Origin of the sequence: Embleya australiensis (assembly GCF_051903075.1) — a bacterium.
GTDB lineage: Bacteria > Actinomycetota > Actinomycetes > Streptomycetales > Streptomycetaceae > Embleya.
This window is the reverse complement of sequence record NZ_CP182425.1, coordinates 1-17,513: the sequence shown is the minus strand read 5'-3', so window position 1 is coordinate 17,513 and position 17,513 is coordinate 1. Positions and strand designations below refer to the sequence as shown.

Here is a 17,513-nt window from a genome sequence, read left to right as displayed (position 1 = left end):
TGGAATTCGATGTGTCCGACACCGAGTTCACCGACCGCCTCGTCAGCTGGCTACGCGGCCTCGACGACTCCACCCTGGGCGACCCCCGGGCCGTCGTACGCAAGTCCCCCGGCTTCTACCCCACCACCATCCTCGCGTTCTGGCCCGAGGAAATGGCACGCCGCGGGCTGCGCCCCGCCCCCACCACCCCCATCGCGCCCGCGCACCTTCCCGTCTGCCATCCGGGCGACTTCGAATGGCGCTTCACCACCGACACCGCCCGTCGACTCGTACGACGAGCCACCCACCACCTCAACCGCGACGGCACCGTGCTCCACCTCGGCACGCCGACCACGTTCCTCGCGGCCGCAGACGCCGCGTCACACCACCACCACGTCCTGCTCGAGCGAAACGCCTCCGTCGTCGACTCGTTGAACAGTCGCGTCCACGACGGCCACACCGTCGTCCGTCTCGACATCGCCACTGACCCGCTCCCCGCCCTGGAAGGCGCAGCAGCCATCGTCGACCCGCCCTGGTACCCGGCCGACACCGCACACTTCCTGACCGCCGCGGCCACCATGTGCGTGCCCGGCGCCCGAACTCTGCTGTGCCAACCCACCGCGACCACCCGGCCCGGAACCCCCGAGGAACGCGCCCAACTGACCCGCACACTGCCGAACCTCGGCTTCCGACTCGTCGACGTCGAACCGTCCTCCGTGCGCTACCGCATGCCCCACTTCGAGGCCGTCTCCCTCGCCCGCACGGCCCCCTCGGTGGCCGTACCCGTCGACTGGCGCACCGGCGACCTGCTCGTCCTCGAACGCCGCGACACACCCCCGCCGCACCGCCCCACCCCCACCCCCACCACCACCGACGTCGCCTTCGACGAAATCGCCTTCGGACCGGTCCGCATCAAACTCCGCGCCGCAGGCGGGCCCGACCTCGGCGAACTGATCCCCGGCAACATCCTGCACAACGTCAGCCGCCGCGACCCGCGCCGCAGACGCATCGGCCTGTGGACGAGCGGAAACCGCGCGTTCACCCTCTCCTCCCCCCAACGCATCGCCCGACTGATCCACGCCTGCCACACCGACTACCTCAACGCGCGGTTCGGCCGAACGTCGACCCTGGCCCACGCCCGCAAGGCCCACGTACACCCCACCGTGGCCATGCGCCTCTTCGACGTCCTGCTGACCGAACTCCTCGAACATCTCAAGGACGAGAACACGTGATCGAGACCCGCATCCTCGCCGAGATCCTCCAAGCCACCGAAGCTTGGGACGACTGGGACTCCCTCGGCCTCATAGACGGCGACGACCTCTGCGGCGTCCACATCGCCGTCATGGTCGAACCGTTCCTCGGCTACATCCTCGACGGCCAGAAGACCATCGAATCCCGCTTCAGCAAGCCACTGATCGCTCCCTACCAACGCATCACCGAAGGAGACGTCGTACTGCTCAAAGCAGGCCCCGTCCGCGCCTCCTTCCGCGCATCGAGCGTGGAGTTCCTCGAACTCGACGACACCGAACGCGCACGCCTGGCCCGTGACTGCAGCGACGCCATCTGCGCCGACGAAGCCTTCTGGCAAGCTCGTGAGGACAAGCAGTACGCCACCCTGATCGGCATCTCCGAAGTACGCCGCCTGACCCCGATCAGAATCTCCAAGAACGACCGCCGCGGCTGGCTCGTCCTTCGTGAAGCCGCACACCACAGCCAACAACTGAGCCTGCTGTGAGACACATACTCTGCCTCTCCGGCCCCATGACCAGCGGAAAAACCACCGTAGGCCGGCAACTACAGGCCGGCGGACCCGACATCGCCTACCGATCCTTCGGCGACGTGGTCCGCCGCCACACCCCCGACCGCGGCAGACCCGCCACGCGCGACGAACTCCAACACACCGGCATGCGCCTCGTCGCCGGCGGCTGGCCCGCATTCGTCGACGCCCTCGTAAAGGACCTCGACCCGTCGACCACGCACACCCTCGTGCTCGACGGGATACGACACCTCGCCGCCATCCACGCGATACAGGCCCGCTTCCCCGAAGCACACGTACACTCCGCGTTCCTGCGCGTCGACCAAGACGTCGCACACACCAGAACGTTGTCGCGCGGAGAAGCACCCTCCACACGGGAACACCCCGTCGAAAAGGAGCTCGACGACGTGAAGGCCCACGCCCACGTTGTCCTGTCCGGCGACCTGGACATCCCCACCATCGTCCGCCTACTGCGCGCCCTGCTCAACGACGAGCGCGCTCTACCTCAACCCCAGCACCTGGAGCGCCGGTTGGATCAGCAATCTCCTCGAAACACTCGCCCCACGAAACAGTAATCACCGCTGCCGACAAGCCTGGCGAAACGAACACAATGGCGAAGCCGCCGGGGCGAAGTACCCCCACGCCCAAGCCGAACCCCCGGACAACCTCTTCTGCATCCCGAAAACACCTGCAACACCACTAGGATCACCGACCACGCACCAAACAACCGTGGCTCCAGCCCGCAAACGCGCCAGTCACGACTCACCCGCACCCGCGTGGGGACTTCCGCAGTGCGTTCACGGGCCGATCGACAACCGTCAGCCCACCCCCACCCGCGTGGGGACTTCGGCCCTACGTCCAACAGGCCAGGAAGGCAGGGGGCTCACCCCCACCCGCGTGGGGACTTCGTGTCGCCTGCCCCGTCGCCTGGGGTGTCGTCCGGCTCACCCCCACCCGCGTGGGGACTTCGGCGGGTCGGACACGGCCGACAACGTGCAGACCGGCTCACCCCCACCCGCGTGGGGACTTCGCGCCGCCTGTGAGGGAACGGACCGTGATCGCCGGCTCACCCCCACCCGCGTGGGGACTTCGGGCAGTCCATGCCCTCCCAATTCTTACCCGTCGGCTCACCCCCACCCGCGTGGGGACTTCCGGGGCTCTCGGGCTGTTTCCGGGCATGCCGGAGGCTCACCCCCACCCGCGTGGGGACTTCGGTGGATAGGCTGGATGGGCATCGCCGGGTCCCGGCTCACCCCCACCCGCGTGGGGACTTCCTGACGGCCATCCAAAAGGCGTTCGCATCGTTGCGGCTCACCCCCACCCGCGTGGGGACTTCCCGGTTGCGCGAGGGAGCGGTAACCGCGGCGGCGGCTCACCCCCACCCGCGTGGGGACTTCTCGCCGAGCTGCCCGTCGAACCGGTCGTGAATCGGCTCACCCCCACCCGCGTGGGGACTTCGGGTCCTCGGCGTGTGCGGCTGCACACCGGTTCGGCTCACCCCCACCCGCGTGGGGACTTCGAGGTGCGCCACCGGGCGGTGATGGTCGGTCGCGGCTCACCCCCACCCGCGTGGGGACTTCCGCGAGATTCCGGGGTGGACGCCGGGCGAGCACGGCTCACCCCCACCCGCGTGGGGACTTCTCCGGATCCTCATCGCGGCAGGCCGCCGACCGCGGCTCACCCCCACCCGCGTGGGGACTTCAGGTTCTCGCGTGAAATCATGTCGCTCACAGGCGGCTCACCCCCACCCGCGTGGGGACTTCGTCACGACAAGCGTCTAGCGCGAGATTCGTACCGGCTCACCCCCACCCGCGTGGGGACTTCGCTGTATGCGTGCAGCGGAATGTGAGCGGGCCGGCTCACCCCCACCCGCGTGGGGACTTCGACCTTTGCCGCCGCGGCGGCCTCCCGCGCGGCGGCTCACCCCCACCCGCGTGGGGACTTCCTCCGGCTCGCACCCACCCATCTCGCGTGGGTCGGCTCACCCCCACCCGCGTGGGGACTTCCCTTGCTGACCTGCGCGTTCTCTGCGGCTTTACCATTCCGTGATGAGAATCGGAGCATTGAGGCAAGAAACGTTCCTGAATATGACTTGACCAGCAAGTTCTCACCCGCCGCCCGCGCTCGCACGACGCCGAAACCGTTCATTTTCTGGCAACATCCCCAAGTTGAAATCGGAGCATCAACCGCCCGTCCGCAACGTCGACAACCTGTACCCGCACAACCATCGTCGCCTCCACACCCGGGCAGGCGATGGGCAACCCTGGCCCCGGCGATCGAACTCACTCGACCGGTGCCGCCCGATACGTGTGCCCGCGATGCCACGCGAAGTACGGCTCACGCTCCTCGTTCCACCACGTGACGGTGCGATCCACGAAGTGGTCGGTCACATGTCGAGCGACCTCGGTGACGGCGGCGGCCTGAGGACTGACCAGAATCTCGCCGCCCGGACCCACCGCGATGTACCCGTGCTCATAGAGACTGTCGCAACCCAGCACGCAGGCCAACATGCCGACGTTCTTGAGATCGCGGCGTTCCGTGTCGTCGCAACGGGCGCGCTTCTTGATGTGCGCCGCGACCAGGAAGCCCGGGGGAAGGATCCGACCACACAGAGCGCACGCGTTGGAACGCTGCAACAGAAGGCGTTTGAGCCGACGCTGCTCCTTGCGCTGCAGACGCGTGACCTTCCCTTCGAGTTCGCCGTCGTAGGGAGCCGTACCGACCTCCTTCTCGTTCTCCTCGCCGTGCACCACGTACTCGAGCGCGGTGTCGACGGGGAGGGGGACAAGTGGCGGGACGTCGTCCAGGTCGAGAAGTTCGTGCAGGAGGTTGGTTTCGACCTCGCTGAGATGTGTCAGGTTCTGGACGTTGCGGGCGGGGTTCCAGCCCAGGAGTTCGCGGATCTCGTCCATCGGCACCTGATGGCCGCGGACGCCGTCTATGGCGTACATGTACTCCCAGGTGAGTCCGTTCTCGTCGACCCCCCACAACCGCTCGGCCAGCGCAGGGTTGTGGAAGGTGGCCATCACCAGCGCGCTCAAATAGGCGTGTTTGTCGCCCGAGAAGAAGGCGTGGTCCCCGGGCGTGATCTTCAACGCCTTCGAGACGTTGGCATTGCTTCTGCCGGGCGTCACGCCCCACATGCGCGCGCTGCCCTCGGGGAAGCGCTCGTGCAACAGCGCCAACTGCTTGGGTTCCAGCACGTCGACGTGATCGGCGAAGACCACCGGACGGGTGATGGTGTCCTCGTAGTGCCTTCGCACTGAGGGCGTCGACAGGGCTGCGGGCTGGAAGAAGGCGTGCATCCGATTCCTTCGCGCTGGAGTGAGAAGAGTCGAGGGCGACGCGACACTACAGGGCGCGTCCGACGTCGCCGGAACGCGCCCGCGAAGGTCGAACGAAGAGAACGACCGTGTATGACAACGGGATTCGGTTGCGAGCGGCCGACGCGCCGCGTCCGGACGTCGTCCCGCAGGTCGCCCCGCGCTCCAGTACAGCAATTGCGTCGTCGTCGGGACGCGCGGCCCCGGCGGCGTCACCTCGGATCGGCCGGGCGAGCTCCCCGCAGCACCCGGGCCGGGAACGGTCCGTCGCCGAAGGCACTCGCTGACCCCGCGACGAATGGGTTCGGCGCAGCCTGGCTGCGGCCGCATGCCGTCGGCACTTCCGCCCACCGCCCCCGGACCCCGCCTACCCCTTCGGCAGCGTTATCCCCAACTCGCGCATCGCCTCCGACGGCGGCCCGCCCTCCGACCGCTCCGTCTTGTAACCCGGCACCCGCGGCTCCAGCGTGCGCGGATCCACCGCCTCCGACGGCGCCCCCGACACGTACGCCCCGTCCGGCACCCGGTCACGATCGTGCGGCGCCAACCAGAACACCCGCCGCCGATACGTCCCCGACGCCGGCGAACTCCGCGCGCCCGGCCCCAGCAACGCGTACCCCACCATCCGCCCGTCCCGATGGAACGCCGGCACCCCGGTACGCCGCGGCAGCCGATCCAGCACCTGGCGCACGTAGTCCAGCCCGGCCGGATCCTCCAACCACACGATGTCGATCTCGTGGGCGATCTGCTTGGCCGTGATCAGGGCACTCACGACGTCTCCTCGTGCTCGCCGAGCAACCCGATGCCCGGGTAATACTTGCGCTGGTTGGACGTCATCATCTGCCGCGGCGAGGAAAGACCGACCGCTTCCCGGATCCTCACCGCGAACGCCCGCGCGGAAACCGGCGTCGCGTCCTCGAAGCCGCACCACGTCTTGTACGCCGCGTACAACCCCGTCTGCTCCGCCCGCATCGTCGAGCCCATCCGACACCGCTCCGCGACGAACCGACCGATGTGGTCCTCCGTCTCGGCGTACGCGTGCGTGGCCACCCGCACCCGCGGCGGCCCGGTCAGGTCCCGATCGCCCCCCAGATACCGGCGGGCACCGTCCACCAACCAGGCCAGGATCCCCGGCCCCTCCTCCGACACCAGCACCTGCGCCAGGTTGTCGACCCGCTGCTCGTCCGCGACCACCCGCTCGAACGGGATCAGCCGCATCCGCCGCCAGAACGCGAACCCGCCCGTGCCGACCTCCGGCCGGTGGTTGCCCAACAACCAGAGCTTGTGCGTGGGTTCGAAACTGAAGAAATCCTGCCGCATCCGACGCGCCTTCAACCGGTCCCCACCGGTCAGCAGCTTGAATCGCGCCTCGTCGAAACGATCCCCCGGCTTGAGCTCGGAACACACGATCACCCGCCGCCCGTGCAACTCGGCCAGGTCCGTGGGATGCCCCTCGAACGGTTTCGCCATCAAAAACCCCGGCGGCGCCGCGTCCGCGTAGTCCCCCAACAACGTGACCAGCACGTCGAGCAGCACGCTCTTGCCGTTCTTCCCCAGCCCGTACAGGAACGGCATGATCTGCCCGCCGACGTCGCCGGTGACCGAATACCCCAGCAACAGATGCAGGAAGTCGATCATCTCCGCGCCCTCGGCGTCGTCGCCGAAGGTGTCGGTCAAAAACCGCATCCACCGCGGCGTGGCCATCGCGCGCGGCGCGACCGTACACGAGCGCGAATGCCGGTGCTTCTCCGGATCCGGCGCCACCACCGCCCCGGTGTGCAGATCCACGATGCCGCCCGGCGTGCACAACGCGTACGGGTCCGAGTCCAGGTGCTCGGCCTTGAGCACCATGCCCGGGGCCGCCTGCGCCTGCATCAGCATCGCCTTGAGCCCGGACGTGGACAACGACCGCCGCCGATGCCGCCGCAGATCCGAGTCCGAGTGCCGCCCGTCGGCGTCCGTGACGGCCAACGCCTCGGCCATGTCACCGGCCGCCCACAACACCCCGTCGTCCTCGTCGAGTTGCCACCGGTGGCCCTCCCACCGATACCAGCCCAGCCCCGGCACATGCCGAAAATCCCGCCCGTACAACGCGACGAACGACTTCGCGTTCCCACGATCGCTCAACGAGTCGGGCACCAGACCGCGCGCCGTCACCGTCCCCGGCAACACCCCCTGCGTCGCGTTGCCCTGGGCGGGCACGGACATGGGCTGCTGGGCCAGGATCTGAGCGGCGACCGCCGCCGCGTCGAAGTCGAAGCCCTCCTGCGGAAGACCGTTCACGAACGCCCTCCCGGATCCAGCGGCCGCGCCGCACCGGCCGCCAAACCACCCAGGATCGTCGCCCGGGACCGCCGAACGTTGCCCGGACGCGCGTACTCGGCCGCGTCCAACAACAAACGCTCACCCGCGCCCATGTCCAGATGACCCGCGGCGACCAACCCCCCGACGATGAACGCGGCCCGATTCAGCTTGGCGTTGAACCCCGCGCCGAACGGGCTCGCCGCACAATCCGCCACCTCCCGCACCGCGTTCGCCAACACCCGCCCCGCGGCATCGCGACCACCCCCAGCGGCCACCACCGCCGCCCGGGCCCGCGCGGGCACACCCGGGGACACCGGCGACGCGGGGCGATCCGCGTGACCGGTCCGCTCCAACTCCCGCGCCAGCCACGTCGGCAACACCGCCGGCTCACGACACGACCCCACCGGCGCGTAGACCCCAGCCCGCGTCACCGTCCCGGGCGCGATGATGTACCCGCCCACACCCCGCACGTCCACCTGCCACGCCAACGCCCGCCCCGGACCCGACCCGGTCGAACACAGCCACCGCCGCGACGGCGGCGTGCGATACCAGATGTGCAAACCCCCGGACGGCGTACGCACCCGCAACGTCGCCTCGTCGGCGGCCGGGTCCGGCGCGCCACGCAGGGCCGCGAGCAACGCCAGGGTGTGGAAGCCCGTGGACAGGCCCGTCAGATCCACGTCCGCGCCGATCGGGATCCCCGGCAACAAACGATCCCGCTCGGGCAACGACGGCCCGTGGGCGTCCACATCGAGCACCACCAGCCCCGCCGGCCCGCACGCCACGCCCACACCGAACCGTGAACCCCGCCCCCACCACGCACGAATGCGCTCCGGGTCGAGCGTGGCCGCGTGGAATCCGTGACACCACCGACCGGCCGGGATGCACCCGCAACCCGTGTGCGAGTGCCCCTGGACGTGACACGCCTCGCAGTTCGCGGGCGGCGTCTTACGACCGGGGGCCAGCGGATGGACCGGCCACCCCGACCGCGCGCACCACCGCGCCACCGCCAACGCGTCCGGCACGGCGGCAACCGCACCGTCCCGCCCACCGGCCACGTCCCCTCCACCCTCCCCGGACACCGACACAGCGACCGAAGCCCGCGCGCCCCGACCTCGACGCGCGGAACCGCGCGAGGACACGCGTGTCCTCCCCGACATCCGGCCCAGGGGCCGCGGACATCCACCCGGCCCCCGCAGCGGACTACGCCTGTCGATCGAGATCCATCCTTCAGTCGCTGAACGAAAGTGCAGGTCAAAGCAATGAACGGCATCGAAAGCGACTGAAGCGACTCACGTCCCGATATTGCTGCGACACGACAGGCTAGCGGACCACCCCCCTCACGACCCCGAGACGGCTCCCCCGCGTGTCAGCGACGCAGCGACCGAAGGGCAGCGACCGAGTCGCTTCGGTCGCTGCTTCGGTCGCTCAGGAAAAACCGCAGGTCAGGGCCCCTGAATCAACCGAAACAGCGACTGAAGCGACTGAAGGTCCGTATCTATGACGCGCACACGCACACGCGCCAATGTCGTCATAATGCAAAAGTTCAGTCGCTTCAGTCGCTACAGCCCTACCAAAGCCTCCTGACCTGGCCTTTTACCGAGCGACCGAAGCAGCGACCGAAGCGACTCGGTCGCTGCCCACCCCCGATCCACCCACCCCACACCCGAAAACCCCGGCCCACACCCACCGGAACAGCGACCGAAGACAGCGACCCAAGAAACCCCGCCCGGCACCCGTCATGCCCACAACACTTCGGAAGTCCGGTCGCTTCAGTCGCTTCGGTCGCTGGAATCGGAACCCCACAACACACCGAGATTCGAAAGCGCCTACGGCAACCGGCAGGCCCCGGCCCCACCCCTGCGTCAAGTCGGGCCTCGACGCAGGCGAGGCGGCGCACAAGCCAAGAAGCGGGCGCCGCCCTCGGCGAGAACCCACCCAACCCCCGCCGAACGCCCGGTCAGCCGCCCAACCACCCGGCCCCCGATTCCCGGCCCCCGATTCCCGGCTCCCGCCGACCGCAACCCCCGGCCCGCCACCCCAAACCCCTCCCCACACCCACCGAACCCCGGTAACCTCGCGCCCAGCGCCGCCGCCGCATCAACCCCCGGGGGAGGGTATGAGCAAGATCGAACGCGCACTTCACCCAACCGTCCACACCCAGGCCGACGACGACCGCCCCAAACCCGGCCCCACCGGCCCGCCACCCACCGGCGGCGGCAACCAACCGGACCCGGCGTTACCCAAGCCCCAACCCGGGCCGCCCCCCGTGCCACCACCAACGAATCCCGGCACCGCAAAGCCGGACTTCCGCGTGGCCTCGCAACACCTCCGCGACGCCGGCGCCGCCCAGGACCGCGTCCTCGGCGAACTCACCGCCGCCGCCCGCACCGTCGCCCCCGCCACCCAGGCCGCCGCCGCGGGTCTCCCCGGCTGGCGCACCGCCGGACGCCTCACCGACCTCGTCACCACCTGGGACCACCAGGTCGCGGCCCTCGAACGCAAACTCGGCGAATCCGCCACCGGACTGCGCCTGACCGCCGACGAATACGCCCGCACCGAAACCAACGTCACCCAGTCGATGGGCGGTTGAGCCGTGCTCACCCTCACCCAGGTCCGAGACGCGAACGTCGACCTCCTCACCGAGACGACCACCGCCTGGGAAGCCGTCCGCGCCAAACTCCAGGCCCTGTCCGAACGCCACCAGGCCGAAGTCCTCAACTCCCCCGGCCTCACCGGGTGGAGCGGCACCGTCGCCGACACCGCCCGCGCCCGTCTCGCCGAGACGCAGCGCCAGATCGGCCTCGCCGCCGCCGAGGCGGCCGCCCTGTCCCGCGCCGTCTCCGACGCCCACAACGCCTTCAAGGCCGCCCAAACCACCCTGCGCGCCGTCCTGGACGAGATCTCCCGCTCACCCGAGTTCACCGTCCGCGAGGACGGCGGTGTCGACTGGCGCATCCCCGACGAGGTAGCCCAAGCCCTGTCCGCCGCCGGCGACGGCTGGGCCGCCGCCCAGATCAACGTCGACTACACCAAACGCGCCCAGGACTTCGCCTGGCGCGTCGGCCAGGCCCTCGCCCAGGCCACCCAGGCCGACAACGACGCCCAATGGGACATCTACCAGGACGTCAGCGTCCGCGAGGACTCCTTCAACCCCCACGCCACCCTCGGACGCGACGGCAACGGCGCCGACATCCTCACCACCTTCCAGACCATGGACGACCCCCGCGGCACCACGAAATGGCCCGGCGGCCTCGTCGGCTTCTTCACCGGCCAACAACAGGTCACCCGCACCGAGGCCGACCTCCTCGACCGCCTCGGCTGGCTCGCCCAGAAGGACTTCGCCGACATCAGGGCGGAAGCCTTCTCCGAAGCCGAGAAACGCTTCACCTCCGACGACAAGAACGACGACCACCAGGACGCCTTCCGCCACACCTACTGGAACGCCCTGCTCACTCAGAGATTCGGCGTCGACTGGGCCGCCAAGTACACCACCGCGCACGAAGGACTCACCGGCAACCCGGGCCACCGGGAGGCCATGGACCTGTACAACAACGACCTCGGCCGCCGCATCGCCCAGGAACACCCCAACGCCTCCCCCGCCGAACTCGCCGACCACATCGACCGCGCGATCCGCGAAGGACGCGCCGTCGTCGTGGACCGCAACCACGAACTCGTCTACAGCGACCAGGAGGAGATCGGCCGCAACACGACCATCCCCAAGAACGACCCACCGCTGCCCGCCCACGGCGCCCCACCCACCGGTCCCCCACGCGACCAGCCCCAAAAAAACGGCTACGACCCCGGCAGCGGGGTCGACAACGGATCGACGGTCAGTTGACACACCGGCACACCCCCACCACTCTCGCCCTCCTGACCGCCCTCCTCCTCACCCTCGCCACCGCCTGCGGCGGCCACTCCGACCGGGTCGGCGTCGAAGTCGACGGCAAGGCCCACGACCGACTCGCCGCCGGCATCAAGGACTTGGGCGAACACGGCCGCGACGGCACCCTCCGCGACCTGACCCCCTTCGCCTGGGACAACGCCTGGGTCTTCTTCGAAGGCGCCTCGAAGAAGGACATCGAATCCGCCACCGGAGATCGCGTCGAGCTCCCCACCGGCACCATCAGCGGCGGCGGCGACCGCTACTACGGCACCGGCCCCCTGTTCGTCTTCACCCACGCCAAACACCCCACCCGCGCCATCGCCGTCCCCTACGGCGGCATCACCGAAGCCGGCGGCCCCTGGCCCCCCACCACCCGCCTGATCCCCGGCACCCCAGGAACCGCCGGGCCCCTCAGCCTCCAGCGCTGACCCCGTCAACCCTCCTCCGTCCGAGTCCTGTTGACGAGGCCCAGGCCCGGTGGTCGGGAGGCCGCGCGGCTGGCCGCAGCGCCCCTCGCCCGATCGTGTCGTCGTCGCATCATCCGCTGCCCCGCCCGGGCCGGCAGCCCGCGTGTCCGAACCGTGAGGTCTACTCGTGGCGTGGACAGCGCTGCTCTTCTCATCGCGATCGAAGACCTCTTGGCCCTTCCGTTGCCGGCGAGACCCATCACTCGGACACCTGACAGGACCGCCACTGGCCGACATCCTCGTCGACCGAGCCGTCGACGTGTACGGATGGACCGTCGGACAGAGCCGGCTCGGCGTCGGCCTGCTCGAGAGCACCACCACCGACGAGACCTCACCGTCCCCGCCGCCGTGAATCCCGTGGCCGTCCGTGCCCCCTTGGACCCTGTACGACCCGCAGGATCGTCCTGGGCCGAGGACCTGGCCCTGTTGACCGGCTGGAACGAAAAACCCCGGATCATCGACTGGGCGTTCGTGGAGCGAAGGCTCGGCCGTCGTCTTCCCCGCGACTACAAGCAGTTGGCCGAGACCTTCGGCGCGGGCACGTTCGATGACAACTTCGGCCTCTGTGTGCCGGGCTCACGCCATGCGGACCTCGACCTGATCGTCGCGGACCACGACGAGTTCGCCGACCCCGCGCCCCCACATCGCCCCACGGCACGGCTCCTGTAATGGGCCACAACCTCGGCCGAACACGCTTTCTGCCGGCTCGCGGAGGATCCGGCCCCGGAACGGTGGCCGATCTTCGCGCGCGGCGACGCCTGGGACCCCCGGGGGCGATTCGACTGCTCCTCGGCGGAGTTCGTCCACCGGATGCTGACCGACCCGCACCACCCCCACTCACCCGCGAAGCACTTCACGAGGCACCGGTTCACCTCCGACGAATCCGTCGAACGAGCCCGGGAGGTCTTCCGGGACGAATACCACCCGAGCCCGTGACACAGCCGTCGGCTCGTCGTCCGGCGCCCGACCGCGTCGACGTCCGGGCCGCCGAGGGCCAGCCGCCCGGACGCGACACCGCGAACCCGCCTATGACCGAACGTCCTCGCGGCGGACGAGGTCGGCCACCGGACGACGAGCCGACAGTTGTCCGGTCACGGTGTCCGACAGCCGGCGTTGTCCGACGCCGGTGTCCGGCGGCCGGCTCCCCGACGGTGTCGCACGCCGACCTCCCGAGAACGGATGCGACGGCCGTCGGACACCAACACCGGACAACGCCATGCTCGGGCGCCCATCACATCCGGCGTGACCGGACGCCACCGGACACGCCCTGACCCGTGGCCGGACATCGGACACGACGCACGGGACACGGGCCCAGGCCACCCAGTACATGGACATACGCGCGAAGTACCCCGACGTCGTGTCGCGCCGTCGACACCGGCGCGGGTCGGACAACTCGCGGGTCGGACACGCGTGTCGCCCCGCCGTCCAACCGGCTATGTCCGCTTCGGACCCCGACTCGACGAGTGTCGCCCGCCACGACACCGGCATCGGACACGTGTGTCGTCCACCGTGTCCGATGCCGGTGTCGTGTCCGGACACCGTCCGAGACGCTGCCGGACGGACACGGGACACACACCTCGCCGGACATGTCTGCGGACACGGCGTCGGTGTCGCGATCGTGTCCGGACACACCGGCCACGGCCGAGGTCGTGTCCGCGGACATGTCCGGCGAGGGCGCGATCGCAACGTAGGCCGGACAGGCGGAACTTCGCCGCACCATCCCGGAAAAAGATTCATCCGCGAGACGTCACAACCGGCATACCCCGGTCACCTTCCCCGGACATGCACCTACGAGAGCCCCCGACAACCTCCCACCGAACGGCGGAAGTTCACACCGTCACGGCCTTGACACCCGCCCACTCGAACGCAACGACACGCCGACCGGCGAGTTTCCCGTGTTCTCGCACCAGGCCCCCGAAGGGACTAGGGTTCCCCTGAAACGTCGGTGAGTAACCGAAGTCTCACCGGACATGAAGAAGCCCCCTGCCGGGAGGTGCAACTCCCCGGGGGCGCGGCCGACTAACCGTAGAAAGAAACCGTCGACATGAACGAGAGTACCGGCAGACACCCCCCGACGCACAAGAGCCCGCCAATGACACGCCGCGCTTTCTCGGCGCTTGATGTCCGGCGGGCCCTGCTGTTGCGGATCCGTGTCCGCCTCCTCTCCACAGAGGAGGCGATCGTGATCTAACTTCCTCAAGCGGAGTCTCCTGAGCACCGGAGACAGTCCGCTTTTTGTGCTATCCGCAACCTGCCAGGGTCGCGGGTCGCTTTCGTACGGCCTCCCAGCACCACCCGGGAGGGCCGACGTCCGTCGCTGTCCGGTTACCAGGCCGGGCCAGGCGTCGTACGTAAACCCAATTACTTCCAGCTTTTGCTCGAAGTCCCGCTCTCCACAGAGCACATACGGGGCTTCTGCATGCCCTCACGAGGAGGTCCTGCGTGCCAGAGTCTATGCACACTCGCGGCGCCACGCACGCCCTGGTGCGACTTCGTTCGCGTGTCGCGCACTATAAAAAGCCGCATACCCCACAATTCCGGGCTTGTTCGGGGGGTGCGCGGGGATGGATGCCCGTCGTCGAATGGGCCATTCGTGTGCGCCTGCATCCCCGACTGAACGGCACGACGCTGACGTTGGCCCGTGCGCTGTGCGCGTACGCGGATCACGACGACGGTCGCGACATCCGCCCCGGACACGCCCGCCTGATGGCCGTCACCGGCCTGTCCCTCCCCAGCGTGCGGCGGCACCTGCGGTGGTTGCGCGAGGCGGGACTGCTCGAACACGTCGCCCGCGGCACCCGCTGCCCCGGCGGCGTCCGCCTGGCGGCCGAGTACGCCGCCACGATCCCCGCTGCCTGGGACGAGCGGGAACTGGCCCGCCTGGAGGCCCTGTACGCCCTCGAAGCCGACCCCTCCCCCGCCACCCGAACGACTCCCCCACCCTCGTCCGCGGACGGCGTCCCGGTCCCCTCGGCGACGATCGATGAGCCGCACACGGATACCCCACCAAACCCCGTTCCCCACCTTGCTCTCGATACCTACGTTGACGATGGGCTCAACCGCGCGGGCACGCACGGGCGTACGCGCGAGCGCGGCGCAACGGCGGCCCCCGGCAAGGCCGGACGGCGGCGTCTCGACCCACGACCCGGCACCAGGCGGTGGAGACGTTGGGAACTGGCGCGCAACGTCCGCTCCCGGGTTCTGCTCGTCGCACGGGAACGCGTCGGACGACTCGCCTCGGCACTGCGCGGGGTCGCCGACAGGGGATGGACCGTAGGGGACGTCGTGGCCTGGCTGACGGTCTCGCCATTGCCGCTGCTGGTGCTCTTTCCCATCGCCTGGCTCCGGGCCCGCCTCGAGGGCGCGACCACGGTGTGGCCCGAACCACCCTCCATCGCACAGGCCAGAATCCGGCGGCACGAGAACGACCTTCGGCTCAGGCGACAACGCGAGTTCCGCGAACGCCTGGCCGCCGACCGGGAGGCCGCCGTGGCCACCGAGGACAGACGCGAGGATTTCGCACCGGTCCGCGCCACCATCCGCGCACATGCGTCGGCCTGGCTGGCAGCCATGCGCTCCGGCGCCACACGCCGCAATCCGCCCGCCAACACGACGAATCGGGGGAGTGGACGCGTCGAATACACCGTTGCCGAACCCCGATGGCGGGAGCCCGAAGGGGAGTTCCACGCCCTCCTGCCCGTCGAATCGGCGGCACCGGGCCGGACTCGAAGCGACGCCGTCCACGCGGCGGCGGTCGCCCGCGCCCGTGCGGCCCGGGCCGCACGGCGAGCACCGGCGTTCATTACGGCGTAATAAGCGGCCGTCCCCGGCGAGTCGGGCCCGCACTGCCCACCCCGTCCCCCAACTCGCCGCCGAGCCGCGTCATTACGCCGTAATGAACCACTCCTTCGGCCGTGCCGGAACGCGACCGTTCGGGCGATTCATTACGGCGTAATGACGCGGCTCGGACAAAAGAGCGAGGTCCTCCGCGATCGTGAGTCGCTGACATGGCATAGTTCGTCCCGCTCACGCGCCCGCACCAAGGCGTGCAGGGCACCGGGGAATCAGACCGAAAGGGCAGTACCCGTGGCAAAAGTTCATGTTCTGCTGAACCAGAAGGGCGGGGTCGGCAAGTCCACCCTGACCGTCAACCTCGCGGCCGTCACCGCCGACGTCCTGAGCCGGCCCAATATGGAGACACCGCCGGTCCTCGCCGTCAGCATCGACCCACAGGGATCCACCACCTGGTGGGCCGAACGCGTCGGCGATGAGCTGCCGTTCGACTTCGTCCAGGCCCACCGCGAACCGCACCAGCTCGCGCGCCTCAAGGAAATCGGCGGCTACCAGCACATCTTCGTCGACACCCCCGGCTGGCTGGGGCCCGACTCCACCGACTACGAACCCGGCCCGGACGGCGATCCGCTCGGTGACGGACGCGCCGGCGCCGCGTTGCGCGCGGTCCTGTCGGCCGCCGACGACGTGATCGTGCCGATCGAACCGGAAGGCATGTCCTTCCTCCCGACGGCCAACACGATCGAGAACATCGTCAAACCGCGCGGACTCCCCTACACCGTCGTCGTCAACAACTGGGACCCCCGCGACGGCCTCGCCGACCTCGAGGACACCCGCACCTTCGTCGACAGCCAGGGCTGGTGGCGTACCCAGACCGTGGTCCGCCACTACAAGATCCACGCCAAGGCGGCGGCCGAGAGCCGAGTCGTCACCCAGTACCCCCGCAACAGGATCTCCCTCGAGGCCCGCGAGGACTTCTACCGCCTCGCCCTCGAACTCGGCCTGGGCGGCGCCACCCGACGCCTCGACGAGATCGCCGCCAGCGCATGACGGCGTCCAAACGCCAGCGCTCGCTGGCCACCCTGCTGCCGCCGAAAACGGGGGAGGGCGCCACACCGCGCCCACCCACACCGGCGACCACCGCGGCCGAGACCCTCGCCGCACCACCGATCCCGAACCCCACACCCCCCGCTGCGGAGGGTGCCCCGTTCGCGATCCCGCTGACCCAGCTCGCATACAACCCGGCCAACCCCCGCGAGACCCTCGGTGACGTGGCTGACCTGGCCGACAGCATCCTGGAGAAGGGCCAACTCCAGGCCGCCGCGGTGGTCACCATCGGCGCCTACCGCGAAGCCAACCCCGACCTGGAGCACACCTTCGACACCGGTGTGCGCTACGTCGTCGTCGACGGCAACCGGCGCCTGCTCGCTGCGGAACGGGCCGGACTCGCCAGCCTCAACAGCGTCGTCGACGACAGCCTCGCGACCAGCGCGACCGGGATCCTCGAATCCGCGCTCGTCGCGAACATCCACCGCAAGGCCTTCGCCCCCCTCGAGGAGGCCAAGGCCGTCCAGGAGCTCTTGGATATCCACGGCTCACAGGACAAGGTCGCCAAACGGCTGTCCAAGTCCCAGGGATGGGTCTCCCAGCGCATCGCGCTCCTCGGCCTCCTCCCCGAGCTGCAGAACCTGCTCCGCAACGGCGAACTCAAGGTCGAGGACGCCCGCAGGATCGGACGGATGGCACCGGAGAAGCAGACCGCCGCCGCCCGGACCGCCCAGGATCATTACGGCGTAATGAAACCGAAGGCGGTCCCGACACCGGCATCCGCGGAACGACACGAGGTTGCGCCTGGGCCTCCAGCCGCACCGCAGCCCCGGACCGACCACTCCCGGGTGATCCGACTCGGACCGCCCGCCGACCTGGCGGCGTCCCTGCAGCAGTACCTGTCTGCGGAAGACCTGGAGAAGCTCGTGGAACTCCTCCTCACTCGCGTCGCCCGCTGA

Annotated in this window: 14 protein-coding genes and 1 CRISPR repeat array; of the genes, 10 read left to right on the top strand and 4 right to left on the bottom strand. The window is 69.5% G+C overall.

Annotated features, from left to right (window positions below; translation table 11 throughout):
* Positions 1 to 11: 11 nt before the first annotated feature.
* Genes ACMXN5_RS50240 through ACMXN5_RS50230 form a run of 3 tightly spaced genes read left to right on the top strand, consistent with a single transcriptional unit; the run spans position 12 to position 2,310 of the window.
* Positions 12 to 1,211 carry a hypothetical protein gene (locus tag ACMXN5_RS50240; RefSeq protein WP_439681818.1) on the top strand — a complete coding sequence of 400 codons (1,200 nt, stop codon included), beginning with the start codon at positions 12 to 14 and terminating at the stop codon, positions 1,209 to 1,211.
* A complete protein-coding gene (locus tag ACMXN5_RS50235) occupies positions 1,208 to 1,714 on the top strand; it encodes a hypothetical protein (protein WP_439681817.1) in 507 nt (168 codons plus the stop codon). The genes ACMXN5_RS50240 and ACMXN5_RS50235 overlap by 4 nt, the downstream gene beginning before the upstream one ends.
* A 26-nt stretch (positions 1,715 to 1,740) precedes the next feature.
* Positions 1,741 to 2,310 carry a hypothetical protein gene (locus ACMXN5_RS50230; protein ID WP_439681816.1) on the top strand — a complete coding sequence of 190 codons (570 nt, stop codon included), beginning with the start codon at positions 1,741 to 1,743 and terminating at the stop codon, positions 2,308 to 2,310.
* Between the two features lie 183 nt (positions 2,311 to 2,493).
* A CRISPR array of direct repeats spans positions 2,494 to 3,741; the repeat unit is 29 nt; unit sequence CGGCTCACCCCCACCCGCGTGGGGACTTC.
* Positions 3,742 to 4,017: 276 nt separating this feature from the next.
* On the opposite strand, the gene ACMXN5_RS50225 is transcribed toward ACMXN5_RS50230, so the two are convergent.
* The 4 genes from ACMXN5_RS50225 to ACMXN5_RS50210 form a co-directional block, all read right to left on the bottom strand.
* Positions 4,018 to 5,040, bottom strand: a complete 1,023-nt coding sequence (locus ACMXN5_RS50225) for a hypothetical protein (RefSeq protein WP_439681815.1) — start codon at positions 5,038 to 5,040, stop codon at positions 4,018 to 4,020.
* Positions 5,041 to 5,425: 385 nt separating this feature from the next.
* Entirely contained in the window at positions 5,426 to 5,830 is a 405-nt protein-coding gene (locus tag ACMXN5_RS50220) for a DUF6009 family protein (protein ID WP_380030917.1), read from the bottom strand.
* Complete coding sequence (locus ACMXN5_RS50215; protein ID WP_439681885.1) at positions 5,827 to 7,266, bottom strand: DNA primase family protein; 1,440 nt, start codon at positions 7,264 to 7,266, stop codon at positions 5,827 to 5,829. The genes ACMXN5_RS50220 and ACMXN5_RS50215 overlap by 4 nt, the downstream gene beginning before the upstream one ends.
* 71 nt (positions 7,267 to 7,337) lie before the next feature.
* A complete protein-coding gene (locus ACMXN5_RS50210) occupies positions 7,338 to 8,369 on the bottom strand; it encodes a bifunctional DNA primase/polymerase (protein ID WP_439681884.1) in 1,032 nt (343 codons plus the stop codon).
* A gap of 1,112 nt (positions 8,370 to 9,481) precedes the next feature.
* On the opposite strand from ACMXN5_RS50210, the gene ACMXN5_RS50205 reads away from it, so the two are divergent.
* From ACMXN5_RS50205 to ACMXN5_RS50175, 7 genes are all read left to right on the top strand, one after another.
* Positions 9,482 to 9,955: a hypothetical protein gene (locus ACMXN5_RS50205; protein ID WP_439681814.1), complete on the top strand. Its 474-nt coding sequence runs from the start codon at positions 9,482 to 9,484 to the stop codon at positions 9,953 to 9,955.
* A gap of 3 nt (positions 9,956 to 9,958) precedes the next feature.
* Positions 9,959 to 11,203, top strand: coding sequence for a DUF6973 domain-containing protein (locus ACMXN5_RS50200; protein ID WP_439681813.1), 1,245 nt, complete (start codon positions 9,959 to 9,961; stop codon positions 11,201 to 11,203).
* Positions 11,200 to 11,676, top strand: coding sequence for a hypothetical protein (locus ACMXN5_RS50195; RefSeq protein ID WP_439681812.1), 477 nt, complete (start codon positions 11,200 to 11,202; stop codon positions 11,674 to 11,676). The genes ACMXN5_RS50200 and ACMXN5_RS50195 overlap by 4 nt, the downstream gene beginning before the upstream one ends.
* A 414-nt stretch (positions 11,677 to 12,090) precedes the next feature.
* Positions 12,091 to 12,384 carry a hypothetical protein gene (locus tag ACMXN5_RS50190; protein ID WP_439681811.1) on the top strand — a complete coding sequence of 98 codons (294 nt, stop codon included), beginning with the start codon at positions 12,091 to 12,093 and terminating at the stop codon, positions 12,382 to 12,384.
* 1,899 nt (positions 12,385 to 14,283) lie between these two features.
* On the top strand, positions 14,284 to 15,528 hold the full coding sequence (locus tag ACMXN5_RS50185; protein WP_439681810.1) for an ArsR family transcriptional regulator: 1,245 nt from the start codon (positions 14,284 to 14,286) through the stop codon (positions 15,526 to 15,528).
* A 273-nt stretch (positions 15,529 to 15,801) separates the two neighbouring features.
* Positions 15,802 to 16,557: a ParA family protein gene (locus tag ACMXN5_RS50180; RefSeq protein WP_380030929.1), complete on the top strand. Its 756-nt coding sequence runs from the start codon at positions 15,802 to 15,804 to the stop codon at positions 16,555 to 16,557.
* On the top strand, positions 16,554 to 17,513 hold the full coding sequence (locus ACMXN5_RS50175; protein ID WP_439681809.1) for a ParB/RepB/Spo0J family partition protein: 960 nt from the start codon (positions 16,554 to 16,556) through the stop codon (positions 17,511 to 17,513). Before ACMXN5_RS50180 ends, ACMXN5_RS50175 begins: the two co-directional genes overlap by 4 nt.